General features: G+C 46.2%; 16 protein-coding genes and 1 pseudogene. 2 read left to right on the top strand and 15 right to left on the bottom strand.

Annotated features, from left to right (window positions below; translation table 11 throughout):
• Window positions 1–117 precede the first annotated feature (117 nt).
• The 8 genes from NST07_RS17415 to NST07_RS17380 form a co-directional block, all read right to left on the bottom strand.
• Window positions 118–1,854: a sensor histidine kinase gene (locus NST07_RS17415; protein ID WP_341378708.1), complete on the bottom strand. Its 1,737-nt coding sequence runs from the start codon at window positions 1,852–1,854 to the stop codon at window positions 118–120.
• 200 nt (window positions 1,855–2,054) lie between these two features.
• The gene (locus NST07_RS17410) at window positions 2,055–2,900 is read right to left on the bottom strand and encodes a carbohydrate ABC transporter permease (protein ID WP_341093342.1); all 846 of its coding nucleotides are present in this window, start codon (window positions 2,898–2,900) and stop codon (window positions 2,055–2,057) included.
• Window positions 2,897–3,859 (bottom strand): sugar ABC transporter permease, encoded by a 963-nt coding sequence (locus NST07_RS17405; protein WP_341093341.1) that lies wholly within the window; start codon window positions 3,857–3,859, stop codon window positions 2,897–2,899. Before NST07_RS17405 ends, NST07_RS17410 begins: the two co-directional genes overlap by 4 nt.
• A gap of 244 nt (window positions 3,860–4,103) precedes the next feature.
• Window positions 4,104–6,176 carry an alpha-glucuronidase family glycosyl hydrolase gene (locus NST07_RS17400; RefSeq protein ID WP_341093340.1) on the bottom strand — a complete coding sequence of 691 codons (2,073 nt, stop codon included), beginning with the start codon at window positions 6,174–6,176 and terminating at the stop codon, window positions 4,104–4,106.
• A gap of 131 nt (window positions 6,177–6,307) precedes the next feature.
• Entirely contained in the window at window positions 6,308–7,636 is a 1,329-nt protein-coding gene (locus NST07_RS17395) for an extracellular solute-binding protein (protein ID WP_341093339.1), read from the bottom strand.
• A gap of 454 nt (window positions 7,637–8,090) precedes the next feature.
• Window positions 8,091–9,161, bottom strand: coding sequence for a GDSL-type esterase/lipase family protein (locus NST07_RS17390; RefSeq protein ID WP_342479849.1), 1,071 nt, complete (start codon window positions 9,159–9,161; stop codon window positions 8,091–8,093).
• A gap of 159 nt (window positions 9,162–9,320) precedes the next feature.
• On the bottom strand, window positions 9,321–10,139 hold the full coding sequence (locus tag NST07_RS17385) for an alpha/beta hydrolase (protein WP_342479848.1): 819 nt from the start codon (window positions 10,137–10,139) through the stop codon (window positions 9,321–9,323).
• Between the two features lie 140 nt (window positions 10,140–10,279).
• Entirely contained in the window at window positions 10,280–11,038 is a 759-nt protein-coding gene (locus tag NST07_RS17380) for an AIR synthase related protein (RefSeq protein ID WP_341093336.1), read from the bottom strand.
• Window positions 11,039–11,164: 126 nt separating this feature from the next.
• On the opposite strand from NST07_RS17380, the pseudogene NST07_RS17375 reads away from it, so the two are divergent.
• Window positions 11,165–11,464 (top strand): annotated as a pseudogene (locus NST07_RS17375) (EcsC family protein); the annotation flags it as partial.
• A 38-nt stretch (window positions 11,465–11,502) separates the two neighbouring features.
• On the opposite strand, the gene ppsA reads toward NST07_RS17375, so the two are convergent.
• The 5 genes from ppsA to NST07_RS17350 form a co-directional block, all read right to left on the bottom strand.
• Window positions 11,503–14,118 (bottom strand): phosphoenolpyruvate synthase, encoded by a 2,616-nt coding sequence (gene ppsA / locus NST07_RS17370; RefSeq protein WP_342479847.1) that lies wholly within the window; start codon window positions 14,116–14,118, stop codon window positions 11,503–11,505.
• Window positions 14,119–14,427: 309 nt separating this feature from the next.
• Window positions 14,428–20,823 carry a GDSL-type esterase/lipase family protein gene (locus NST07_RS17365; RefSeq protein ID WP_342479846.1) on the bottom strand — a complete coding sequence of 2,132 codons (6,396 nt, stop codon included), beginning with the start codon at window positions 20,821–20,823 and terminating at the stop codon, window positions 14,428–14,430.
• Window positions 20,824–21,240: 417 nt separating this feature from the next.
• Entirely contained in the window at window positions 21,241–22,314 is a 1,074-nt protein-coding gene (locus NST07_RS17360; RefSeq protein WP_342481954.1) for a phosphotransferase, read from the bottom strand.
• A 200-nt stretch (window positions 22,315–22,514) separates the two neighbouring features.
• Window positions 22,515–22,979, bottom strand: a complete 465-nt coding sequence (locus NST07_RS17355) for a hypothetical protein (RefSeq protein ID WP_038592309.1) — start codon at window positions 22,977–22,979, stop codon at window positions 22,515–22,517.
• A gap of 23 nt (window positions 22,980–23,002) precedes the next feature.
• Window positions 23,003–23,482 (bottom strand): GyrI-like domain-containing protein, encoded by a 480-nt coding sequence (locus tag NST07_RS17350; protein WP_341097677.1) that lies wholly within the window; start codon window positions 23,480–23,482, stop codon window positions 23,003–23,005.
• A 109-nt stretch (window positions 23,483–23,591) separates the two neighbouring features.
• Between NST07_RS17350 and NST07_RS17345 the strand changes: the two genes are divergently transcribed.
• Window positions 23,592–24,554, top strand: coding sequence for an HTH domain-containing protein (locus NST07_RS17345; RefSeq protein WP_342479845.1), 963 nt, complete (start codon window positions 23,592–23,594; stop codon window positions 24,552–24,554).
• A gap of 201 nt (window positions 24,555–24,755) precedes the next feature.
• Here NST07_RS17345 and NST07_RS17340 read toward each other — a convergent pair whose 3' ends face one another.
• Both NST07_RS17340 and arsC read right to left on the bottom strand, forming a co-directional pair.
• Entirely contained in the window at window positions 24,756–25,187 is a 432-nt protein-coding gene (locus NST07_RS17340; protein WP_342479844.1) for a dual specificity protein phosphatase family protein, read from the bottom strand.
• Between the two features lie 17 nt (window positions 25,188–25,204).
• Window positions 25,205–25,624 (bottom strand): arsenate reductase (thioredoxin), encoded by a 420-nt coding sequence (gene arsC / locus NST07_RS17335; protein ID WP_341093329.1) that lies wholly within the window; start codon window positions 25,622–25,624, stop codon window positions 25,205–25,207.

The raw sequence follows: 25,624 nt of genomic DNA, 5'->3' as shown, positions 1-25,624 counted from the left end.
ACGCTTACCTCCTTAACTCCATAAGTACGAAAGCACGGCTGCTTCACTTACCAACGGAAGCGCTTACCAAAGTAATATGTGCGTTTGTATATTGACCATGGATCTATCTCTTAGGGATCAGTCCTTTTTGGTTAGAGAATCTGTCAGCAGCGGGAGCATTATTTCCACTCTTGTTCCACCTTCTTCACGTTCTCTTAATGTAATTCCATAACTCTCCCCGAAGTAACCGGAAATTCTCTCTCTCACATTACGTATACCGTAGCCTCCTGTATGACGGTTATGGGAACTGTTTTCAGGCTGCTTGAGTCCGGCACCATTATCCTCAATGACAATATGCAGAGCATCTCCCATTCTCTCCATTACGATAGATACATAGCCGCTTTTCTGTTTATTGAATCCATGAACGATAGAATTCTCCACGAACGGCTGTAGTGTAAGCTTCGGAATGTATAACTCCTGTAGCTCAGACGCTGCCTCAATCCTGTATTCAAGCCCTTCTCCCCAGCGCAGCTGCTGGATTTCCAGATAACACTCTATATGCAGCAGTTCATCTGCTATTGTGATAAAGCTGTTGCCGTTGGACAAGCCGATCCGAAACATACGTCCCATCAGCTCCAAAATACGGCTTAGTTCGTCTTGTCCGGCATCAATCGCCATCCAGTTGAGTTGATCCAGCATATTATATAGGAAGTGTGGATTGATATTAGCCTGAAGTGCCTCAATTTCGGCTTTCCGCTGCTGTTCATAACGGCGCTCCAGGGAGAGATACAGTTCTTCAATCCGTTCGTTCTGCTTCCGGTAACCGGAGAATAAATAACCGAATTCATTCTCATAATCCACCGGAAGTTCTACATTGTCGCCTCCTACGGAATACAGCCGCATCGCAGTTACGAGCTTTTTGATCGGCTTGGTAAATTGCTTGCTTAAAAAGTGGGTCAAGAGCAGTACCAGCAGCACTGCGGCAATACCAATTAAACCGATCCATTCTGCCAGCTTCAGGCTGCTTGCCGTGATCTGTTTCCAAGACGTAAATTCAATTAGTGTCCAGATGGAATTATCCATTCTGGAGTAGACGAGCAGTGTATCACGCGATCCATCTTTTGCCGGAATATGGACATACCCGGATTTGTTACTTTTCAGATCAATCCACTGGGACCAGTCGTTCTGGTCCAGCGCATCGCCTATTTTCATAATTTGCTGGCCTTCGCTACTAGCCATGATCCGGTTTGATCCGTCGGAATTTCCTTTTAATAGTTTGCGTATTTCGTCGGCTTTAATGTGGACCTTAAGGACTCCCAGATAGTCATTCTCGTAGACTATTTTTCTGAAAAAGCTAAGAACAGGGATATCGCCTTGCACACTGGGGTAATTATACTCCTTGGACCAGCAGAAATCGCTCTTCGCCAGACATTCGGCCCCTTCCTGCTTGTTAAGATCCGCAAGGTTCCGGAACTGAATGTAGTTTTGCCGCTCACTCAGGATAGGATTATCCATATACAGGTCAATTCCTTGAATCAGAGGAATGGCATAGGTCAAATTCGCGAGTGCGCTTTCTACACCCGCACGCCTGCGATACCTCTCAAATTCATCCTGCCTGTTCAGAAGAAAGTTGATCAGCTCGCTGTCACGGGAGCTGGACAGTGAAATTTGTTCGATCATGACCAACCTGGTCGTAATTTCATTATTCAACTCATCAAGCAGCTGTTGCTGGTAATGCGAGGTGGTCTGTACCAATGCCTTTGAAGAATTGCTGTAGCTTGTCCCTGCGGTAACACCAATTACTACTATAAGCACTATGGCAAAGCTATGAAAAAATAGACGGTCAATTCTATATTTTTTATAGGGATTGATCAAACGCTCTACCTTCCTTCAACTCCGGTTCAGACACAATAAACGGTAAAGCTGCGAAGGGTATTCGAAGCTTTACCGTTAACGGACTGAAGTTTTTTAAAAAGATAAGAATTTATATGTTTCACGCTATAAATTATCCTTCTATTTCTCGCTGAAACAGATACCGTCCTTTTGATGACGGAAAAGCTGTTTCCACTTGCATCTTATCCTTTTATTCCAGTTGTTGCAATCCCTTCAACAAAGTACTTCTGAAGGAACATGAAGACAATAGTTGCTGGAAGAATTGACACTAGTGACATGGCAAGCAGTTGACCCCACTCCGCCGCTGATTGCGAGTCATTGATCATACGCAGCGCGAGTCCAACAGTATACTTGTCCACGCTGTTGATGTACAGGAGATGACCCAGGAAATCGTCCCAATTCCACAGGAAGCAGAAAATTGTCACCGTAACAATCGCAGGAAAGGCGAGAGGCATAACAACCCTCCAAAAGATACCGAACCAGGAACACCCGTCAATTTTGGCCGATTCGTCAAGTTCTCTGGGAACACCGCGTATAAATTGAATCAGGAGGAAGACGAAGAAACTGCCGCCTGCCCCACCGGCAAGCAAATGGGGGACAATAAACGGGAGATACGTATTCACCCAGCCAAGCTGGTAGAACAATGCGTATTGAGGGATGATTAGCACTTGTCCAGGCATCATTAAGGTCAGCATCAGGATGGAGAACCAGAAATTCTTCAACGGAAAATCCAATCTCGCAAAACCGAAGGCAACGAGTGTGCAGGATAACAGTGTTGCGACGATTACGGCAAACTCAAGTCCGAAGGTATTGAGATAGAAATCTGTAAACGTATGTCCTGGAACCGAACTCCAGCCTTTTGTGAAGTTGCTCCATTGCGGGACAGCTGGAAAAATCGACGGCGAGCCAAGCTCTGTACTGTGTTTCAGTGATGCACCGATCCACCAGATAACCGGGTAAACCATAATGAAACTGAAGAGTATCATGAACAGATGGCGAAACGCAGGCTTCAATTTTAGTGTTGTCATTTGCGTTTTTTCCCTCCAGTGTCTGTTTCATAGAATACCCAATACTTCGAGGTGTAAGAAATCAGTACAGTGGCTGCAATAATTCCGACCAGCATAATCCAGGCAAGTGCTGAAGCATACCCCAGCTCGTAACGGCTGAATGCCCGTTCATACAAGTACATCGCATACACATAAGTGGAGTTCATCGGCCCGCCGTTCGTAATCACAAATGCGGAAGTGAACATTTGGAAGGCTCCAATAACTGCCATAATTAGGTTGAAATAAAGAATCGGTGAAAGCATCGGCAATGTGATTTTGAAGAATTGAGTTACTTTATTGGCCCCGTCCACAGAAGAAGCCTCGTACAGATCATTAGGAATTTGCTTCAGGCCGGCCAGGAAAATAACCATGGTGGAGCCGAATTGCCAGACCGTCAGCAGAATCAGCGTGGCAAGTGCCGTATCGGGACTTGTAATCCAGCCCTTCCCTTCAAAGCCGAACACGCCAATCAGTTTGTTAAAGACCCCGTCTACACCAAAAATGTTGCGCCAGAGCAGCGATACCCCGATACTTCCTCCGATAAGTGATGGAAAATAGATCGCCGTACGGTAGAAGCTGATTCCTTTTACCGCCTTGCTGAGTATCATAGCGACAAAGAGGGCCGCTATAAGCTTCAAAGGTACAGAAGCCAGCACATAAGTGAAGGTTACCTTAGCAGATTGGATGAATTTAGGATCCGCTGTAAAAATACGCTCATAATTGCGGGTCCCAACCCACTTCATAGGCTGCATTAAAGTGTAGTCGGTAAACGAATAGTACAGTGATAAAAATAACGGATATGCCGTAAGCGCTAGAAATCCGATCAGCCAGGGCGAAATAAATAAATAGCCTGCAAGCGGAGCGTTCCATCTGCTTCGAAAGTATGAGCTTTTTTTCGTCTTCGCAGCAGAGTGGGCTATAGTGGCTATGGAACGGTTCATCTGTGGTCACCTCTTGTGGTTAATTTTTATACTTTAAGTATATAATCCGCATATCATCCGCTAAAGGAGGGGAATGCTCGAATTCTTTCAAAATATAACGACAAGTGGAAACGGCTTCGCCGTCCTCAAAAGGACGGTATCCGTTTCAGCGAGAAATAGAAGGATAATTTATAGCGTGAAGCATATAAATTCTTATACTTTAAAAAAAGAAGCGGCATTCACCGCTTCCCGTTTACATGAATCATTAATAAATTGTTCTTCCCCATTGGTCAGCAATGCCGCTCTTCCGGAGGAAGTACGTATTGATTCTATCCCGCCACTCCTTAGCATGCTCAGCCTGCTCCTCAAGACGGTTTGCTACATGCTGGTACGCAAGTTCATCCATATGTCCTTTGACTAGCTTCCAGGCGTCTAACAATCCAGCTGCCCGCTTCGCGCCTTCAAAATGTGTGTCGTAAATATGCTGAATCACAGTTTTGCCAGAATGAAGCACATGGGTATATGGGACATGGTGGAAGAAAAGCAGCAGTTCATCCGGGCAGCTCTCGAGCGACTCGTACAGTTCCATGTTAATAAGGGCATATTGGGAGGTATACCCGGTTCCTGTTGCAGTAGTACGGTCCACACCTATACCATAACTGTCTGCGAAGTGATAGGTGCCCCACATTGAATATTCATATCCATCCACATTAGGGCCGTAGTGATGGTCAGGATTGACCATAAACCCAACGCCTAGCGGGGCAGTATACGATTCATAAATCTCCCAGGAGTTCATTAGGATGTCTAGTATGGTCTGAAGCAGAAGCTCATTGTTGCCAAAGGTTAGCGTAATCCATTCCACAGCAATTTTCTCAGCAGACAGCTCCGGATTCCAGGCCAGACGGCCGTAACCGAACAGATTCGCCTGTGCCAGCAGATGTCCCGTCCAATTTCTGTCATTTCCAATATTCGAGACGGCTGCAAAGCCGCTGTAAGGATTGCCGTGAACATCTCCTTCCACAATGTGCTGGACAGTAGTTCCTTCTCCTTGGAGCTGCGTATCAAAGTTCATAATCTTCTTCCACTGGGGTATCAGGTAGCACACATGACGCTGCTGGCCGGTATACTCCTGGGCAATCTGAAATTCGATTACCTGATTCGTCTTCGGCATAGCACCTAGCAGCGGCGAGACTGGCTCTCTCACCTGAAAGTCAATCGGTCCATTCTTCACCTGCAAAATGACATTGTCCATGAAGCGTCCATCCAGCGGCTGGAAATGATCATAGGCTGCCCGCGCCCGATCCGTGGTACGGTCGCGCCAATCCTGCTTGCAGTTATATACAAAACATCGCCAGATTACAATTCCGCCATGCGGCTTCAACGCTTCAGCCAGCATATTGGCCCCGTCGGCGTGATCTCTTCCATAGGTGAACGGTCCCGGCCGGTTCTCCGAATCGGCCTTTACCAGGAATCCTCCAAAATCAGGTATTGCTGCATATATTTCCGACGCTGCCGCGCTCCACCATTCACGAACGTTGGAATCCAATGGATCTGCCGTTAAGAGACCGCCGAGCTCTATGGTACTAGCATAATTAATACTCAGAAACAGCTTGATGGCATAGCTGCGGAAAATAGCTGCCAGCTTCGCCACGTCCGGCAGGAATTCTGTTAGCAGCCTGCTCTCCACCCGGTGGACATTCACATTATTGATGGCGATCGCATTGATTCCGCTGGAGGCCAGCAGTCGGGCGTAATCCTGAATACGCTGAAGATTGCTTATTACCCGGTTATCTTCATAAAAAATTGATTCCCCGGCATAGCCCCGTTCCACACTCCCGTCCATATTATCCCACTGGTTGATCATACGCAGCTGATTGACAGGGTTCTCTAAAATATTCAAATTCTGCACAGAGCCCCCTGTACCCATGATTCGCAGCAGATGGAACACTCCATATAATACACCTGCGGGAGTAGCTGCTCCGATGGCGATATTACCGGTAATGCTGTCCGTTTGAAGCGCATAACCCTCTGCCTTAACAGCACCGCTTACACCAGTGCTGAATGATTCATCTATCGCTAAGCCAGTTCCGAAGGTTCCTATAATGATACTGGGAGTTGTCTCTGTTTTTCCAGAGATGGATACTTTTCTCCCTGTGAATCTTTCCATGCCTTGAGTCAGCTCGTCCACTGCAGAACGAATAACAACATCATCCTGCTCAGTCACAACAAGATGATTGTATGCCGCATATTGATCAACATTTGCTCCCGTTGTGATCCGGCGGTACTGCAGCCAGGCCAGATACCCGTCTCCTGGTTGATACAACACAGAATTACCCATGTACACTCCCCCTATTCCTCAAACTCCACTTGATCTTTTTTGTCCCTGCGCCAGCATGGCCGGAATATTCGGTACAGCCTCTACACAGAAATAAATTCAAGGCCCGGAACAAGGCTGTTCCGGGCCTTGAATTATTTTTCGTAAGATTGCGCCGCTTCTTTCAACTGCTCAAAGGCTTTCTCTGGTGTAACTTTTCCAAAACTGAGCTGATCACGGACAAGTACCCAATCTTTGTCAATAAAGTTCGTCCAGCCTCCCGCTCCGGCCGACCAGGTCTGTCCATCCGTTTCAGTAGCACGGAGGAGTTCTAAGCCAACCTTATCCAAATCACTCATGCTAGCTTCCAGGGAAGTGGAAATTTCCTTGTTAGCCGGCAGGCCGCGGAAGGTTTGCAGAATCTTACCTGCCTCCTGATCATTCACAAACCAATTGATGAATTTTTTAGCTTCTTCAGCATGCTTGGAGTTTTTGGAGACGGACAGGTACATGGATGGTTTCAACCATCCGCCTGCTTGTTCTGAACGCGGCATGGTTACAAGTGCGTAAGCGCCTGGTTTAATACTGTCCCAAGTGCCCAGATTATTAGAGAAGCTATACCGGAACAAAACTTTGCCAGCTGCCATCAAGTCCATTTGCGGATCATTTTCCTTGTCGGATGCGTTTACGTCTGCCGGAGGAACCAATCCTTCCTTACGCAGCTCTTCAAACTTCTTGGTCCATTCCAAGTAGGCAGCTTGATCTACGTTAAAGCGACCATCATCAGTGATGACCTGGCCTTTACCCTTGGCGTATTGGTAGGCCGAATACATGAAGTAGTTGCCTGCATAGTCCAAGGTAAAATATTGCCCGCTTGGCAGCTTGGATTTGGATTCCTTGGCCAAGGCGAAGAAATCATCCCAAGTCCAACCATTGGCCGGATTCGCAATCCCAAGCTTATCCATAGCAGCCTTGTCATACACCATACCGAACGCTACCGAACCCAGGGGAACAGCATATTGCTTCCCGTCAAGTTGGCCTCCGGCCAGTAATTTCTCATCAAATTTACTTACATCAACCTCAGGAGCCAGCTCAGCCAATTGGTTACGTGACATCCAGTCCGGCATCCAGCCCGGATCAAGCTGAATGATATCTGGTGCGTTACTAGCCGCAGCTTGAGTCGATAATTTGTCCAAATATCCATCCATACCGGAATACTCCGGCTCAAACGTAACATTGGGGTTGTTCTTTGTGTACAAGTCCAGCGCAGCCAAGGTCGCCTCATGTCGCGGCTGGGATCCCCACCACATAATTCGTAGCTTAACAGGTTCATTGCTGGGTGCACCCTTTTCGGCAGTATTTGTGCTAGCAGGCTCTGCAGAAGTTTCTGCATTGTTTTTTGCCCCGCCGCCTCCGCATGCCGCCATCGTTCCCAGCAAGGCTGTCATGGCCAAGACTGTAAGAGAACGCTTCCATTTCAACATCTATAACCCTCCTAATTTAATCTGTATTATCTTGCTACACCGTTATAGTAACAATTATGAATGGAAGTTCATATGAGGGTGATGCACGATTTATTTTAAAATCTCACGGAAATACCACATCTAAGTTCCTCTATAATAAAATGCAAAAATCGGGATGGAATTTCTCCGTCCCGATTTATATAATACAAGATTAGATCACCGTAATCACAAGTATACAAAGGGTTGCGCGTTTGAGAATTCACTGAATAGATTGCAGCTGGATTATTTGGAAAATTGGAGGAATTATCATGTCGGAGGACATCCCGTACCTAGCTCACTAGTTACAAAGGAAATTCTTTATACCCTTCTGAAGAAGCCTTACGGTGTTATGCCTAGGTCAAATAGTAATGGAAGGCAGAAATACCTATCGAATCAGAAAAATAAATGAACACATGACTACAATGTTCTTCATTTTTCACCACTTCATAAGCTCTTTGATCTGAGCAGTCAGTTTATTCGCCGCTTTACTATGAGTAGCTTGAGACGGATGAAAGTCGGCGGCGTACCCGTCAGCTGCCAGCTGCTCATCAAACTTCATTGCGCTAATATTGCTGTCGCCTGTTTCCCGGCTATACCCGCTAACCGCTTGTTCGACATAAGGATACAGTCTATCCCCCATAATCCCCAGCGTACACAGAATTGAAGCATGAGGATTGTTGCATCTGACCATTTTTAGAAATTCAATATACTTCCGGGCATATTCTGCTTGCTTACTAGCTTCTTCTTTGGTATAGGAATCATCGTTCGTTCCGAGGTTAATGACAATCAGATCAGGTGTAAACTTATTGAAATCCCAGTATACGTCTTGGGGCAGCAGTGTACCCTCAAATTCCCCCTCAGACTTGCCCACTTTTTCATAGTAATCCGGAATAAGATGAGTGGTAAGCTTTTGATCGTTTTCCGTGTAGCCTGTGATGATACCGTATCCGCTGTATGAAACCATGCTGTAGTCAGCCTGAAGCTGCTGAGCAGTCAGGTAGGCATAGGTTTTTGTGACATCTTCAGTAGCCGTGGAAAAAGAATGCAGCTCATATTCATCATCAACGCCATAGCCGCAGGTAATGGAATCGCCGATGAATTCAATTGTATGTAATTTTGGCAGGGTTGGCTTAATGCCATCCGCAGCATCGACCGCGATCTCTTGAATTCCAACTGTTGACATCGCAGCCTCTGATAGTTTAATAACCGTTACCGTTATATCCTGCACAGTATCGCTTTCAAATACAGTATACGTTTTAATCGGTGTGTCCAGTTGATCGTCAATTACCCGTTTCCCGTTTACGCTGATGCCAATTCGAGCCAAGTTATTACCGGTTGAGGCGACAGCATCACCTTTTAAAGTAATCTCCGCTTTTCTGCCATAGAATGAAAATTCCACCCCGCCGCCTGAGAGAGCCAGCCACAGTACTTCGTTATAGTAGTGGGTCCGCCCGATGATCTTCACATGAGGCTCTGTTGCTTTAAACACTTGAGTTGTTAATGACATAACGTACCTTCCTTCTCAGCTTGTATATCAATAACAGTAACAAAGGTACTTTCTATTTTCAATAAGTCGCCCTAATTTAGATGGAGAGTAATCGCAGGAGAAAGGATATTTATTTCTTCCATTGACAAGCTAATGTTAGTTCAACGGATTAATACACAACTAAAATACAAACTCTGTTACTCTTTCAAGCCATTCACGCATAAGCGACTCAAATAATAGAGCCTGTTCAATCTGAAGATTATGGCCTGCTCGGTCTAGAACGGCAAAGGTTGCTCTAGGATAATTAGCTAAAATTCTAAAAGCATCTATGTAACCAACGACTGCATCTTGCCGCCCAAGAGTAAATACTGTTGGTTTATCGAAAACTAATTCATCGATATTGGTGGAAAATCCATAGTTTCTTTGAATCTTGCTAAGAAAATCGTAGTCAGCGATTTTACAACCTGCCACTACCTCTTCAGAATACCTTTTCCAATTATATTCATTGAGAACGACTTGATTTGCGCTAAAATCACTTATTTGTTCTTCACTTAAAGTGTCCATAAACTCGCGATCAGAATGAACAACAAAATGCTCGGGAAGTATTCTTCTCTTGTGTTCAGGAATTATTAATGGACAAATCAGTGCAGCACCACCAATACGATCTTTATGTCTATTAATTATTCCTCTTGTAATATATCCACCGTATGATTCGCCTGCTATGAGATAATCTTGATTTGGGATCAGAGTTTCGATAAAATTTATAACTGCTTCCAGCATATCATCTGAATTACATATTTGATCGTAATCCTTTGTTTGTCCCATTCCAGGCAGGTCAAGATAGATACGACGCCAATCGGAATTATCTTGAAATATCGGTTCCATGCACCCACTCATTAAACGATGGTCTGGTGTAAAACCATGGATCATTATAATCGGTTTGCCTTTACCAATTTCCTCGTAATAGATATGGGCATTCTTGACTTTACAATATGGCATACAGACTCCTCCAAAATTGAGTTATTTATAATATTCTTACACTAAAGAAGAATCTACATTGCATTATCGAGCAAACCAGATATCCTCATCTATTATCTTAAATACCCTTATGGGATTCCCTCACATCATTGTTGCATTCTCTATCGCCTAAGGGGAAGCAAACGACCAATAATCTCCATCTCGCCGCCAATTTCGGATTGGAGGTGTTCAAGCTTTTCCTCTGCTGCTGAAAAAATCACCGCCGTCGACGGGCCTCCTGAGGCATTCAGCTTTTCTGTGATCCCTGGAACTGCCTGAAAAACGCAGCCGTTCAGCTCAGCCAGAAGTCTAGCTTCATACCCGGCCCCCTTAGAGCCGACCGGATGAATCTCATGCACCTCAGGCGAGGCTACTAGTGACTGCAGCTGCCGGATACTGCATAGTCTTGCCTCTTGTTCCAATACTGCGCTCCCGATCAGCGGTTCCCCCAACATGACCACACAGTCTTCGGCAACCGACCGCATCAGCTTCAACCGTTCCTCATCGGTTTCCCCGATTACGGTAATCCCTAAGCCGGTCTGGCACGATTTGAAATTTTCTTCCGTGCTGCCGTTCAAATGAGCCTCCGTGAGTCCAGCTTCGTCCAGCAGCCTTTGTACCCCGCGGATAATTTCGCTCCCTGTCGGATACTTTTCCACAGCTAGGGTATCCACTACGGTAAGTATGTCCGCGCCCACGGACAGAACTTCCATAACCGCAACTCTGGCTGTATAATAGCCGACTATATCCGGCGGAGTCTGCACAGCATCCATTGGCTTGTTCCCGATACTTGCGCTGGAATCACAGCCTATGACCAATAAGGGGCTTCCCGCTCTTCGTACTAAAGTTAAATCGCGAATTTTTTGTATTGATGGTTTCATTTAGTGCAATCCCCCTGACAACTTTGTAAGCATGGAAGTGCGAATTTTTCAACCCTGCTATATTTGTGATTATGAAAATGTTCGATATTATGGCCAAAGAAACCTTTAATGGCCTTTGAGTTGAACAGCCGTGCCAGGTTGCTCTATTCCATCACGCATTGGCATATTGAAAAGGAACAGTGGGTCTCCGACGCCGAATACTCCCGGAATATGGACTGGGAGACATTTCAGATTGAGTATCGTGACGCCATTGACTTCCGGAAAATGCTGCAGATGGTGCCTGGGATCGGTGCTGTCGCAGGCGCATGGGCGAATTACACCATTCTTGAGGAGCTGCGTGAATTCGCCATGAACGCTTACCGCCTGCGCAGATTGCACGATGATTTCAACTTGCGAACGACAGGATACCCGCCCTTCTATCTATGACAGGTTGCAGCTAAGGCCATATATGACGTATTCAGCCATTACAATATTTCGATATACCCTTCTGTTCCATGCACGCGAATTACTTGCCCATCTTTTATCAGTTTGGTAGCCTTATCCACTCCGACAACTGCAGGTAAGCCATATTCTCGTGCAATAACTGCTCCATGGGTCATCAGTCCACCTACTTCGGTGACTAGGCCTTTTATGGATACAAACAATGGTGTCCAGCTAGGGTCAGTAAATGCGGTGACTAATATATCTCCATCTTCCAGATCAGCATCTTCCATGGTTAAGATGACACGTGCCCGCCCCTCTATAACTCCGGAGGAAACAGCTAGACCTACAATAGCTTCGTCTGGCAGATTTTCTCGTTTGTACTCACCCGAAATGATTTCACCGTCCGACGTGATCACACGTGGTGGAGTTAGTTTTTCATACAATTTGTATTCGTCTTTTCGTTTGCTGATGATCTGGTAATCTAGTTTGTTTGTGCGTACGACTTCGCGAAGTTCTTCAAAAGTGAGGTGGAATATATCTTCCTTTCCATGAATGACGCCCGCTTGTACGAGTTGTCCCGCTTCTTTCAATAAAGCCTGCTTATAAACAAAGTAGCGGTTAACCATGCCGTATTTTGGATATTCCCGGTAACCGCTGAAATTACGGATCAGGTCGATCATTCGTTTGGTTTCATTGGCTTTTTGTTCACCATCCGGTAATTGCTTCAAACGCTCTAATAACTTTTGTTCTTTAGCCATAGCTTCCTGCTGCCCTTGCACAAATTTCCGACTGCTAGCATTTGGCTCAAAGTTTTTGATATTACTGAGAATCATAGGAATAAGTGTAGCTGGTTTTTCACTCCAACGGGTTTTCGTAAGATCAATTTCTCCGCTGCATCGCATTCCGAATTTGGCCAGATATGCATAGATAGCGTCTTGGGTTTCCTGTCCACCATCAAGCTTAGCCAGTTCATCCAAAAAGTTATCGTCTGTTATATGTTGTAAATAATCAATGACTTCCGGATAAGGACGAATCACATCTGCTACACCCAGTAGCGCCAGGCCCATTTCCGAAGTGATATTGTTCTGTACAGATTGGGAAAGCGTATCTGCTGCGTTTTTTTCACCTAACCACTCGTTCATTTTGTCATTGACCCAGGATGAAGCATCCATAGCAGCCATAATGATATCCAAGCTTTGCGGATTGAAAAGATTCTTCTTTAATTGCGGAATATCTTCCAGAATAAAATCAAATAAATCCGATCCTGATTTCGTTTGGATGTTTTGTTGTAACTCTTCTATTGAAGCTTCACTACTCTTAATCAAATCACGAACAATGGCCGGGTCGATTTCAGTTTGTAGTTGAGATCCCGCAGAAGGCATGCCTTTGTTGCTCCCACTTGGCCCCGGTGCTTTTTCACCATCTGTTGATGATTTGATAAAATCCCCCCGCTTTACGAGGGTCATCAGTGCGTCCTTTATGAGCGGATCGGATTTCCCCAAGGCATCTATTACCATTTTTCCGCTGACTGGCGAAGCCAAATGTGGTGTGACATCCACAAACAGCCTTCCGCCAGCTATACGCATAGGTGCAGGAGTCGTTAACAGGTAAAAAGACAAGCCCAATGGTTTCATAGGATCAGTCATCATTTGTTGATGGCCGACAGATACGTAAACGTGATTATCTTGATCATTTGCTTCAGGAATCGGGAATAAAGTAGTGATTGGCCGGCTCTGGACGATATAAAAGGTATCATGGTTCAGACACCATTCGATATCTTGTGGACAGCCAAAATAAGCTTCGATTTGTCTTCCGATCCGTGCCAGCTGTAAAATTTGATGTTCAGTAAGTGTTTGAGCCTTTTGCTGATCGGGATCGAGCTGCCGGGTTTCAGTGCCGCCTTCTGGTAGTCCATAGATAGCCAATTGTTTGGTTGATATTATCTTAACGGCGATTTCCTCTTCCTGTACTTTATAACAATCGGGAGATACCAGACCAGAAACCAGTGCTTCTCCGAGTCCGAAACTGGCATCGATAGATATCAGCTTCCTGTTGTTGCTAATTGGATCAGCGGTGAACAATATCCCTGAAGCTTGCGGGGAAATCATCCTTTGAACGATCACGGATAAATAAACTTGACTGTGATCAAATCCATTCCGCATACGGTAGATTACCGCGCGTTCCGTAAATAGCGAAGCCCAACATTTGCTGATATGCTGCAGGATGGCTTTTTTGCCGATGATATTTAAATAGGTGTCTTGTTGACCCGCAAAAGAGGCATGCGGTAAATCTTCGGCAGTCGCGCTAGAACGCACTGCATAGCCAAGCTCATCACCAAGCTGGGAGAGATAGTGAGTTACTGCTTTCACAACATCGGAAGGGATTTCTGCTTCCATAATGAGTTGTCGAATCTTCCGGCTGATTTCACTAATTTGATCCCGATCTTCTACTTTTAGCAAGGTTAACTGATTGAGCAAAGCAGAATACGTTTCGTTTTGTGCGATGGTTTTTTGATATCCCGCTGTTGTTACACAAAATCCTTCGGGTACATTTATTCCTGCTATTTTTGATAATTCCCCTAAATGGAGCCCTTTTCCGCCAACGAGCAAAAGCTGCGTATTGTCCACTTCCTGAAATCCGAGAACAAAAGAACTCATTTAACATCTCTCCTAATCATTAAATTGAGAAAAAAACAATTGACAAGAGTTCAGCGGCATGGTACATTTAAAATGTAAGATGTTATATTTATGTCTATACATGTTAAAAAAAGACGCAGACTGATTATATCATCGAGTCTGTTTATATGCAATATAGAAGAACCTGATAAATTACTCAGGTTCTTTTTTAATTTCCCGCTTCCCTTAGTCTCATCATTAAGTAATCACTTTTTCACTTATATCAACACAAAAAACCGGCTGCCGATCATTTAGCAGCCGGTTTTTTGTGTTTTGTCGAGCCTCATCCAGTTACTTTTGGACCGTTACGATCATCTTCGCCGTTCTGGTTTCACCCGCCGTGTTGCGTAATACAACCTCGTATTCATAGGATCCAGGAACCTTTCCGGAGATTGCTGTTACTGCCGATTGGGCGCCGGGCGTATGAGCCTGCAGAGGTTGCGTGTCTACCAGAACTCCATTCTCATAGAGTTCATATTCGGTAGCATTTGTCCCCCACCACAGATTCATACTGACGTTAAAGCTGCCGTCTCCATCCCAGTTGTCGTTCGATAATACCGCTTGCCCCGGGGATGCATCGGTGACGGTCACAGTCAGCGGCGAACCTTTCGTCATACCCAGTGAATTGATTAGTTCACCGGTATAGACATACGTTCCGTTCCGCTTGCCGGTAATATCAATCTGCACGGACTGGGCGGATGGAGAGTGGTCAGTCAGGGGCACTTCTTTGATCAGCTTGCCATCCTCGTACAGCTTGAAAAGAGTCCCGTTATTGCCCCACCAGAGATTCATCGTAATAGTGTAATCTCCGTCTCTAAGACCCGTATCATGCCCGTTATTGTCGGACAACACTGGAGTGCCTGGAGCGCTGCTCGCCAGCGGCGTCACCTGGCTGAGCCATACGGCCCACTTACGCAGCGCGTCTGCCTGTTCAGCCGTAAACACCTTATCACTGCTGGCATCAACTTCATTGCCGTATGCCACTAGCAGCTGGCGCGCCGTCGCACCATCACGCGCATTCGCCGATTGTTCAGCCTGCTGCAGCTTACCGGCAAGCTGTTCAGCAACCACTCCTGCACCCGGGTCTTCCGATTCGGCTGCAAAGGTGCGTGTCAGCTCTGCCAGGCTTACGAAGGTAGCAGTAACTCCGAAGCTGAAGTCAACGCTGCTCTCCCGGCCCGCACGGTCATAGACCGCTGCAGTTACTGAATTCAAGCCTGGCTCCAGCGTATAAGCCGGGGCATTCACCATTACGCCATTCGGCTCGGCCACGCCGGAGGCTGTATCGGCGGCCGTGTAAGTGATATCTACGTGTTGATCAATAGTGTATTCCGTTTGACCCTGAATCGCGATGGCCGGAGGTGCGAGATCAATCGGCACCGAAAGCGACTGTTTGGTCTCTTTGTTGCCGTCCAGATCAACGCTCCAGTAGGTCACGGTGTGATTGTCCTCACCGCTCAGAATTAGATGCGTGCCACTCACAATTTTGCCGCCATCGACTTGGTAATAGGTCGCGTCAACTCCCGGGTCTTCATCCGTTGCGGTAAATGTTACTTTTACCGCTGAAGCATACCACCCGTTCCGCGACTCACCTTCTACTGCCGCGGTCGTATGCGGTGCTGTCGTATCCGATGGTTCCTCTTCCAGTGTGACAAGGTCAGACAGCGGAATATCCAGCTCTTGCACAAGCCGTGCCACCATCTCGGATACCTTGACCGCACCGTTCATCTGAAGATGGGTATTGTCCTCAGTTGTACCTACCCACATGAAAATAGCTTTGGTACCCTCAGGACCAAGCTCCTGGAAATATTTCCAGCTGGCCTGATTCAGATCGATCAGTAATGCTCCGGTTTCTTGCGCCGTCTCTTTCATTGCCTGCACATATTCCGGGAAGCTCTTGTTCAATACTTCTCCGGTAAAATCGCGTCGGTTGACCGGCGTAACCAGAACCGGAATTCCGCCTCTCTGTACAGTGCCTTTAATGTAATCTTTCAGATACACCTTGAACTGCTCAGGTGTAAGGTAACGCTCAGGGCGGGATGGTGTGGAATCATTATGGGACCACTGCATGAATAGATAATCCCCTTCGTGAATGCCCAGCAGAATGTTGTTGAGATATCCGCCTACGAGGAAGGTTTTACTGCTTAGGCCGCTTACAGCCCGGTTATCGATACTGATCTGATCCAGATCGAAGTACCCTTTAAGCGTTTCGCCCCATCCGGCCTGCGGACGATGGCTTTCCGCATAATTGGCTACCGTGGAATCACTTGCCAGATAAATAACCGGCTGATCGCCCGCACCGTTGCCCGGCAGACGCTCAATCTTCAGCGCGTTGATCTTTGGCGTGCTGCCTGAGAACTCAAAGTTAAAGACGCCGTCAATCAGGGCGATGTCATATGAAATTTCCTTGAATTCACCCTTCGGTACAGTTGTAACCGGCAATTTGGGCATTTGTTCTACAACAACCCCTGCGTTGGTCGATTCTTGCGAATCGCCAATGGTCATTGTTACCCGGTAATTGGCCGGCTCCATTTCCACCAAGAAGGAGGTGCCGTTCACGCGGGTGAAATCCTCCTTCAGGTCATCCCCGGTTTCCCGGTTCTCGTCCTGGAGTAGCGCAGTATTGGCAAAGCCATAGCCGTTTCCTTCCAGGTAAGCTCTTTTGGCGTCTACCTTTGTGTATCCTTCAGCAGCGTTCCCAGAGCCAAAATCAAACTTGTACTCGCTTATCTCACCTGCCGGTTCGCTTGTTAACGAATCCCTCGCGACCGTCAGCATGTTCATTGCATGGTCGACCTGGGCCTGCGTCGCTTCCGTACCGATGATCGCTTCCACAGCCGCCAAAGCTTTATTCAGCACCGCTTTGGATGCTTCTGTATAAGACGACAGATCCAATGCTTTGACCTTGTCATGAAGCGCTATCAATGCCTTCTGATTGCCGGCAACCGGCGGCAGCTTCGTCCCTTCAATCTTCACGTTATCGATCTGAGTGGTCCAGTTCAATGTGCCTCCCCCACCCTTTCTTGTTCCCAGAAAGCGGAGTGCCCTTGCGTTATTGGCGTAGACACCGGGATTCATCGGAATATCCCCGATCGTCTGTGTGACACTGGGGTCCGCCAGGCTAGTCAACGTCAAATCTATCTTCTTCTTGGCAAAATTAATATTGACATCCACATTGACCCACTGGTTTTTTAGGATGTTCGTGGCTGTGCCGCCTTCTGGAACAGCTGAAGTGCCGGTACCATAGTCTGCTGTATATGGGCCTGCAAAATAATGGATTTTCGTATCTGGACTTGTGGTGCCGGACTTTGTGAACAGAGTAAAAATAATATTCTCGTTCGCATCCTGGAGTGACAGATGTCCTTCCGACGGGGATGCGCCCACATTGCCGGAATGCCAGTCAAAATTGACATTGACGATGTCGCCATTCACTGCATCGAACAGGCGGAACACTTTCGCCCGGTGTCCGGAGCCGGAACCGCTAAGGGACAGCACCTTGTTCCCGTTCTGCTCTGCGACCGTTCCCGTCATCTGCCCGCCGATACCTGTGGCATTGACCAGCGCATATTCGGAGGCGGCAGGATCGCCCTCAAAGTTTTCCTCATAGACCTGGATCTCCGGTTCCGGCTCGGGTTCCAAAATGTCCGGGTCAATGACATACGGCGAAAGGCTTAAATCCATGTCTTTCACCGCTCCCGCAACTAATGCGGCAATGACCTGCGCACCGTAGCTGCTGAAATGCGTATTATCGCCCACACCGTTCGGGTACTTCGGATATTCGCCTGGATTGGCGTACAGGAAGATTTTCTCCGTAGCACTCAGGCCGATCTTATCGTAATACGTAACGCTTAACTGGCTCAAATCAATCAGCGGCGCGCCCAGCTCTTCCGCCACTTCTTTGGCAGCCTTCACATATTCCGGGAAGCTTACGTTAAATTCTTGAGTTATTGTATTGAAATCTCTGCGCCCTACCGGAGTAAGCAGCACCGGTGTTGCACCGCGCTGTCTGGCGCCTTTCACATAACGGGCCAAGTATGTTTTGTAATCCGCCGGAGCTGCATACCGGTCCGGAATGCCTGCGCTGGCGTCGTTATGGCCGAAGGAAATAAAGAAGAAATCTCCCGGCTTGATCCGCTCTAGTATCGTATCCAGACGGCCGTCAACCATAAACGATTTGCTGCTTCTGCCGCCGATCGCATCATTTTGGACCACAACGCCTTTAGAGAAATAGCGCCCGAATTGCTGACCCCAGCCTTCCTGCGGAGCCTGCAGCGCGCTGTAAGACTGCATCGTCGAATCGCCAGCCAAATAGATCGTCGTCGCGGCTCCCGGTGATTTCTCCGGGTATTTCTCAATGATGATTTCCTGCACATCAATGGCCGTGCCGGAGAAGATGAACTCCAGCTGGCCGTCTACCAGCGCAACGTCATAAGAATAGATCCGGGGTTCTCCCGCGTTCACGCTGGTTACGGCCAGCTTCTGAACGAATTCGGATTTGACGCCTACGTTCGAGTCGCGTGCATCATCGCCCAGTTTGAACGTTACCTTGTAATTGGCATTGGGCAGGTCTACAGCGAATTTGGCGTTTTCCGGCAGAGAAACATGGTTTGCATCCACCGTAATTCCGCTTGTCTTCTCGAATCCGTAACCCGTAGCTTGTGCATAGAGTGTATCCTGCACGGCGGTTGTACCAGCCGCAGGGTCTGTACCGAAATCAAAGTGATAGACCTGCTCCGGTACTTCTTTTCCGCCGGTAAGAGCCAAATTCGCTTTAGGGAATTCCGTCGCTTCCGCCCCGAGATAAAATCCCGTGTGAGGCGGCTGGTTGTAACTTACATTCTGCCAGGCTACACCCAGCCGGTATACCGGATCTTGCATCAACGCGGGAATCCGGTAGCTTGTCGGAATTGTCGTCGTATAAAGTCTGTATTCCGTGCTGTCTTCACTGCGCAGCAGAAGCTCCTCACGCCAATCGCCCAATATATCCGCCTGAAGTGCCGGATTTCCTTTGGTATGGTTATTCGTTAAGCTCCCTGCTGCCCGGAAGATTTCCTTCAGCTGCTTATTCCCGTAATCCCACTTGTAAATGAGCGGAATACCTTTCGCTGTACTGTTGTTCCATTCGTGGTCGAACAGCTCCCGCTGGAGATCGCCATCCCACCAGATCGCAAAGTTTGCACTTCGCGGCACTTCATTCTGTTCATAAATGACTTCTCCGTTCGCTGCATATCCGCGGGATAAAGGGTCCATCTGTCCGTTGACAATCGTGGATGCCCAGGATTCGTAACCAGGATAATTCGGATCAATATCCGCCGACATTCCGCGGCCGGTATCTTTCCCTGTATACTGGCCCCAAATAATTTCTCCTGAAGCGGCATCGCGCATCTCCAGCCCGTATTCGGCATTCGTGTGTTCATGTACGCTGACGATCTGGTAGCCGTCCCGGTTCGGATCGAGCTTGCCGGCATGCATCGCATCGCCATGGCCGAGTCCGGTGCTATACAGCAAGCTTCCGTCGTCGTCTATCGCGAGCGCGCCGTACATGATTTCATCTTTGCCGTCAGCGTCGGCATCCAGCACACTTAAATTGTGATTGCCTTGTCCCTGATATTGTGCCCCTGCCTCGTTGGTATCAAAGGTCCAGCGCTGCACTAATTTGCCGCCAACATAGTCATAAGCCGCGAGCACGGTGCGCGTATAGTAGCCGCGGGCCATGACTACGCTTGGCTTCACGCCGTCCAAGTAGGCAATACCGGCCAGGAACCGGTCTACACGGTTGCCGTATCCGTCGCCCCATGCGCTTACATCGCCTCTTGGAGGCTCATATTCTACGGTGGACACGGCTGCTCCGGTCTGTCCGTCGAACAGCGTAAGATATTCCGGGCCCGTCAGGATATACCCGCCGTCGTTACGGTAATCCTTCGTTCCGTCTCCGATCACGGTGTCCTGACCGTCCTTCGTTCCGTCCGCTGTTTTGACGACAACCTCGGCTTTGCCGTTGCCGTCCAGATCATATACCATCAGCTGGGTATAATGAGCTCCGGCGCGGATATTGACACCCAGGTCGATCCGCCAGAGCTTGGTGCCATCAAGTTTAACAGCATCAATATAGACATTGCCGGTATAGCCGGCCTGGGAATTGTCCTTCGAATTGCTCGGACTCCACAGGAAAATGATTTCAAATTCGCCGTCACCATCCAAATCCGCCACGGAAGCATCACCGGCATAATAGGAATACGTGCCCCCGTCTTTGGTTCGGCCGTCGGCCGGTTTATCCAGCGGAATGGGTAAATAATCACTATGCCACACCGATACCGTCTCCGGCTGCATTTCTTCCTTGCCGGCAATGACGGCGGAAATCTGATACTGTGAGCTGTCTGCGCCTGTTGTGTCCACATAATTCGTGGCATCGCTGATGGGCGACGTGTTGACTTTATATCCGTTTTTATATACATTGAAAGCGATTTCATTTGGATCCGTATTTAAATACCGCCAGCTCAAGAACACGCCGTTGTCGGCCAGAATCGCAACCAGACCGCGGTCAAGATATTCCGCCTGACGGGCGGTCTGACTGCCCGCTGACTCTGCATATCCCGGAGATGGGGGAATTGCAAGCGAAATTACCATTAGAAATGACATAAAGAATGCAAGCACAGGTTTCTTGATGGAAATAGCTTTTATACTCATGTACTTAACTCCTCCTATTTATCTAAAATTCATTTTAGAAATCAGGGGAAAATCTGAACATGAAACCGCCATAACAGCGAAACTTCATTTTTCTTCATATCTTCAAAATGTTCTCTTTGCTCAGTCTTGTGATGATCCCCCTTTCTTGACCGTATCTGATTTGTACAGCTTTGACTTCATCCTGACACTTCATCTCCGGTCATGTCTTTCATATTTAGCGGATCAAACCCCGCATCCAAATATGCACAAAGTGTATCAAATAATGGAATGATGTTCTTCGCAATAAAACGCATTTTAGACCTACATTCGACTTTTTTGCATTTATCTTGATTCTGAACTAAAGGTATTTGGGAAAAGAACTTATTACATAAAAACAAAAAAAGCCGTCAATATGGCGGCTTCTGATGCATAAAAAGACTAAATATCTCGCTCCTCATACTGAAAAGGTTCTTCACGCGAATAAATCTCATGGAAAAATCCGAAATACGGGATATCGTCTTCCATGCATTTTATACGATACGACAGCTCCTCATCACACTCCGGCTCTTCGCCGTTGTTTCGCATTACCTCGAACGCATCTATAATATTCTCCAAGAAGTTTGCTTGAATAAACAAGGGCAATGTATCCAACATCGAATTTTCGATCTTGGTCTCAGATCTGTATCCTGCGAGGACTGTTTCAAAATAATCCTCCATAAACTTTTTGCGTTTACCGGCGTCTGGTTCTGATTGTATCCAGCCCATTCCGTTTCCCCATATACTGGCCAAGTCAAACATATACCAACAGTAACATGAATTATCGAAATCATATACGGTTATTTGCCCGGTATCAAAATCTATCGAATAATTCCCATCGTTGTAATCAAAATGGTTCAACCCAAAAGTCTCCTGGTTCCTATCCAATCCTTGTAAGGTATCAAGGAGCCCTACCAACTTCTTTTTAAGCAAAGATAGGGAGCTGGGTATCAGTTTATCAATATATTCGGCATTGTATTTGTCAAAAAAACTATACCGGCGATGGATAGGAGTATACTCTTTCGATATGTGGTGCAGTTTCCCCAGGACTTTACCGCAATTATAATAATATTCGGTAATTGGAGCGCCTTCCCGGTACTGGTAATTATTTTCTACAAGCATTTTCCCCTTGGCCTTTTTAAACAGGCTGATAAAAAAGATATGATGACTGTGGGTGATCTCTTCCAGCAGATTCCCCTTCCTGGAGCTGACTACATCCGAGACACTACCTCCATGCTCGAATAAATACCTGATATACTCAAGTTCTCCCAGAAAATCTTCCCGGCTCCTGTCCGGTAAAAAAGCAATTCTGAGTATTTTTGCGTCAGCGCCCTCTTTCTCACAGGTGTATACGACATTCCGCCCTCCGTCATGTGCCTTAACCAGAGCGGTTTCATATCCTTCCAACCCGTATAACTCTGATATTAATGGTAGTAAATACGCATCAACGCTTTTAACAACCTCGTTATAAGTGATAATATCTCTCCTCTAGCTATAACGTATTTATAATAATCTTTTGTCCAAACCTCTTCAATATATATACAGTTTACCAGTTTCTGCCTATAAACAGGAAGGTGATAAACAATTATAATTGAAATATCCTTCTTCCGCAGTAGCCCCATAAAACAACTTACTTTAAATACAAAACCCGCGCGGGGCGCGGGTCCTTAATTACTTTAATATTCTCCTTTAATTACAAAAAACGAACCCCGGATGGTTCCAGCTAGTTTAGATTTCTGCCTGGCAAACTTAAACTTTGCTTCTAACTCCTTTGGAACCTCCATCCCCTCAGAAAGCTTAAAACCAACGGCCCGCTTCTTAGGGTCATCCACCGTATACATGACATTGATCGCAAGACCATCCTCATAAAAGACGTAGGCAAATTGGATATTTTCCACTTGAAAACGCGATGTTTCTAAAGGTTTGGCCGCAAACTCAATATCACGTTCTTCTTTCAAAATCCGGTTCACATAAGCAAGGGTTTCCTGGCTTTCACTGGCTGGGACAACCGTAAATTCATGCTTGTACTTATTCATAAAGTAACGGGCTTCATTCGCACGTAAACCGGCAAGGGTTTCTACTACAGGTGAAGATTCTAAACCAATCGTAGACACATTTTTAAAATCAACGATATAGGACATGCCTATGCCTCCTTCTATACTCTTTATTTCCTTATAACAGGAATCCACATTTCACCAAAAACTAATCCGTTTCGCTGCCCCATCAGAGCCGTTGCATTTGGCCCGCCAACATAGGCTACATTCTTTGCTTCCGGCAAGGCTTGACCAAAGGCAAGGCCGGCAAGGTTATTATTCAGTTCATCAGCCGTCTTCGCTTCTCCTTTAACAACCAGGTATTCCCCCTTAGGAAATTGAATAACTCTGGCTTCTTCTGGTGCAGCAGCCTCGGTCATGACGCCAGCATAATGCATCATCTTGCTATTCACCGCTTCGTTCACGGCAAAAATGTACTCATTTGTGGCTATGCCTTTTAAATAATCAAGCCTTCCATCTTGGCTGACGGCCTGCCAAAAATCAGACTTTTCCTTGTTTATGCCAGCATAGTCTGTGTAATCACTTGTAAGCTCCGTACCTAAACCTATAACAGTAAAGCTGTCTTTTTCTTCTAAGGTATATTCTGCCATATTCAAAACCTGCCTTCTTGTTAAATTAATCAAATGATTTGTCTTCTTCACTTGATAAGTATATGATAGCCTTAAATCATGTCAAAAAATGATACTGTTTAGGAGTCCGATGAAAAAAGTTGAACGAATTAATATCATCATGCGGTATATCAACAACCGTGCCCATTTTACAATTTCTGAAATCATGCGGGAATTTAACATCTCCCGTTCGACAGCTATTAGAGATATCAGAGAAATTGAGGCTTTAGGGATGCCGCTTGTCGCTGAAGTTGGACGGGATGGGGGTTATTTTGTCATGCGCAACTCAGTACTTCCCGTCGTTCGCTTTACCAATAATGAGGTCAAAGCCCTTTTTATTGCCTTTATGGCCACTAGAAATCAACAACTTCCCTATCTAAAAAGTCGTCAGTCTTTATCTGAAAAATTACTGGGCCTCATCTCAGAAAACCAGCAAGAAGAGCTTTTTCTTCTAAATCAAAGCTTGCTTTTTGAAGGGACCAACCCCAATAATCCCGACCTGCTTGATCTTTCAGACCTCCCCCATCCCATGTTAGAAAAACTGATCCAAATCCTTCTTTCAGACAGCTATTTATTGATTACTATCAAAGAAGGGAAGGTAATAAAGTCGTATCCAATTTATCTCTTGCACCTTTATCGTGAAAAAAGCCTTTGGCTGATCGAAGGTTTTGACTTGAAAGAAGAAAAGAAGCAGATTTTTCCTGTCGACCATCTCACTAGTGTCATACCCTACCCGACGAAAAAAAGATTAAGTAAAAAAAAGATATTAGAAAAGCTAAGTAAACAGGAAGAAGTAATCAATCTGGTCCTTGAGCTTGGTCCAAAAGCGATTGCCCAGTTCAAAAAATACCATCCCTTAAAGGTTTCAATTTCCTATACGAATCCTTACCAGACCACAGCCGTTCTAAAGACTTTTATCAATGTTAACAAGCCTGAAGAAATGACCGAAATAACAAATTGGCTACTTTTCCTCGGTGAGGATATAAAGGTTAGGGAAATGCCGGAAGAAGTCTTACAAGGTTTGCAAGAGAGATTATATTTATACTGCCCATAATTAGTATCCAGTTATCCCCTATTTCTGCACACCCGCGCCAGGTGCGGGTTTTTAAATGAATATGTACTTATAGTTTTCCCTAAGTTACAGTACATAAAAAAACAACCCATTTTAAATGAGTTGATTAATAACCCTATTTTCTTTCAAAGGATTTAATGTAATTCTTAACTCAAGATCGTTTGAACTATCAAGGGCTATACTTTACTTGGATGGATAAAAGCCCTTTAGCACATCACGCATATCCTGCTTAATGTTGATGTCTGGACGCTTTTCTTTGGCCAAGGCTTCAGCTTCGTCAACCGTTGCAGCATGACCAAGTTCGAGCAATACACCTGTGGCTACCGTTCCCGTACGATTCCGTCCTCCAGCGCAATGAAAATACACAGTCTTTCCGCTATTCACTGCTGCTGTTACCGCCTGGATCGCCGCTTGAATTGAACCTTCCTGGCCGCCCTCATCTTCCACAATCGGAATATGATGACGGGTTACTTTGGCAGGAAAGCCTTCTGCTTTAGTACCGGTATCTCTTAAATCAAACACATCGGTAATCTCTTGCTCCTGAAGAGCTTCAAGCAGTGCATTCTCCCCGCCGACATATACTTTGCCTTCGATTAGTTCGTGATAATTTGTCATTATAATTCTCCCCTCAATTATTCACCGGTTTCAGCAAATTGTTTGATGCGCTCACCCACTTGGTCACGAACCCGCTGAAAGACAGCCCATTTTTCTTCATCTGTTCCTTGCGCTTTCGCTGGATCATCAAATCCCCAGTGCTCACGTTTCACTTTAGGAGGGGTAATTGGACATTTATCTGCGGCATCTCCACACAAAGTAATCACGAGATCGGAGTTATTCAGCAGCTGCGGATCAATAATATCCGAGGTTTGACTTGAAATATCAATCCCCACATCGTTCATGGCTTGTACGGCCTTCGGATTTAAACCGTGAGCTTCAATCCCCGCACTGTATACATTCCAGTCGTCACTCAGGTATTTTTTCGCCCAACCTTCGGCCATCTGGCTCCGGCAGGAATTCCCTGTACACAAAAAGTAAATGGTTTTCTTATCCAT

Origin of the sequence: Paenibacillus sp. FSL L8-0340, from assembly GCF_038593145.1 — a bacterium.
In the GTDB taxonomy this organism is placed as follows: Bacteria; Bacillota; Bacilli; order Paenibacillales; family Paenibacillaceae; genus Paenibacillus_AQ.
Note: the sequence above shows the minus strand (reverse complement) of the source record. Positions and strands in the feature narration are given on the sequence as shown.

Excerpts from the sequence above, each read along its gene's own strand:
- NST07_RS17410 (WP_341093342.1), bottom strand. The coding sequence starts at position 2,900 with ATGACAACACTAAAATTGAAGCCTGCGTTTCGCCATCTGTTCATGATA.
- NST07_RS17405 (WP_341093341.1), bottom strand. The coding sequence starts at position 3,859 with ATGAACCGTTCCATAGCCACTATAGCCCACTCTGCTGCGAAGACGAAA.
- NST07_RS17400 (WP_341093340.1), bottom strand. The coding sequence starts at position 6,176 with ATGGGTAATTCTGTGTTGTATCAACCAGGAGACGGGTATCTGGCCTGG.
- NST07_RS17395 (WP_341093339.1), bottom strand. The coding sequence starts at position 7,636 with ATGTTGAAATGGAAGCGTTCTCTTACAGTCTTGGCCATGACAGCCTTG.
- NST07_RS17390 (WP_342479849.1), bottom strand. The coding sequence starts at position 9,161 with ATGTCATTAACAACTCAAGTGTTTAAAGCAACAGAGCCTCATGTGAAG.
- NST07_RS17385 (WP_342479848.1), bottom strand. The coding sequence starts at position 10,139 with ATGCCATATTGTAAAGTCAAGAATGCCCATATCTATTACGAGGAAATT.
- NST07_RS17380 (WP_341093336.1), bottom strand. The coding sequence starts at position 11,038 with ATGAAACCATCAATACAAAAAATTCGCGATTTAACTTTAGTACGAAGA.
- ppsA (WP_342479847.1), bottom strand. The coding sequence starts at position 14,118 with ATGAGTTCTTTTGTTCTCGGATTTCAGGAAGTGGACAATACGCAGCTT.
- NST07_RS17365 (WP_342479846.1), bottom strand. The coding sequence starts at position 20,823 with ATGAGTATAAAAGCTATTTCCATCAAGAAACCTGTGCTTGCATTCTTT.
- NST07_RS17355 (WP_038592309.1), bottom strand. The coding sequence starts at position 22,979 with ATGTCCTATATCGTTGATTTTAAAAATGTGTCTACGATTGGTTTAGAA.
- NST07_RS17350 (WP_341097677.1), bottom strand. The coding sequence starts at position 23,482 with ATGGCAGAATATACCTTAGAAGAAAAAGACAGCTTTACTGTTATAGGT.
- NST07_RS17345 (WP_342479845.1), top strand. The coding sequence starts at position 23,592 with ATGAAAAAAGTTGAACGAATTAATATCATCATGCGGTATATCAACAAC.
- NST07_RS17340 (WP_342479844.1), bottom strand. The coding sequence starts at position 25,187 with ATGACAAATTATCACGAACTAATCGAAGGCAAAGTATATGTCGGCGGG.
- arsC (WP_341093329.1), bottom strand. The coding sequence starts at position 25,624 with ATGGATAAGAAAACCATTTACTTTTTGTGTACAGGGAATTCCTGCCGG.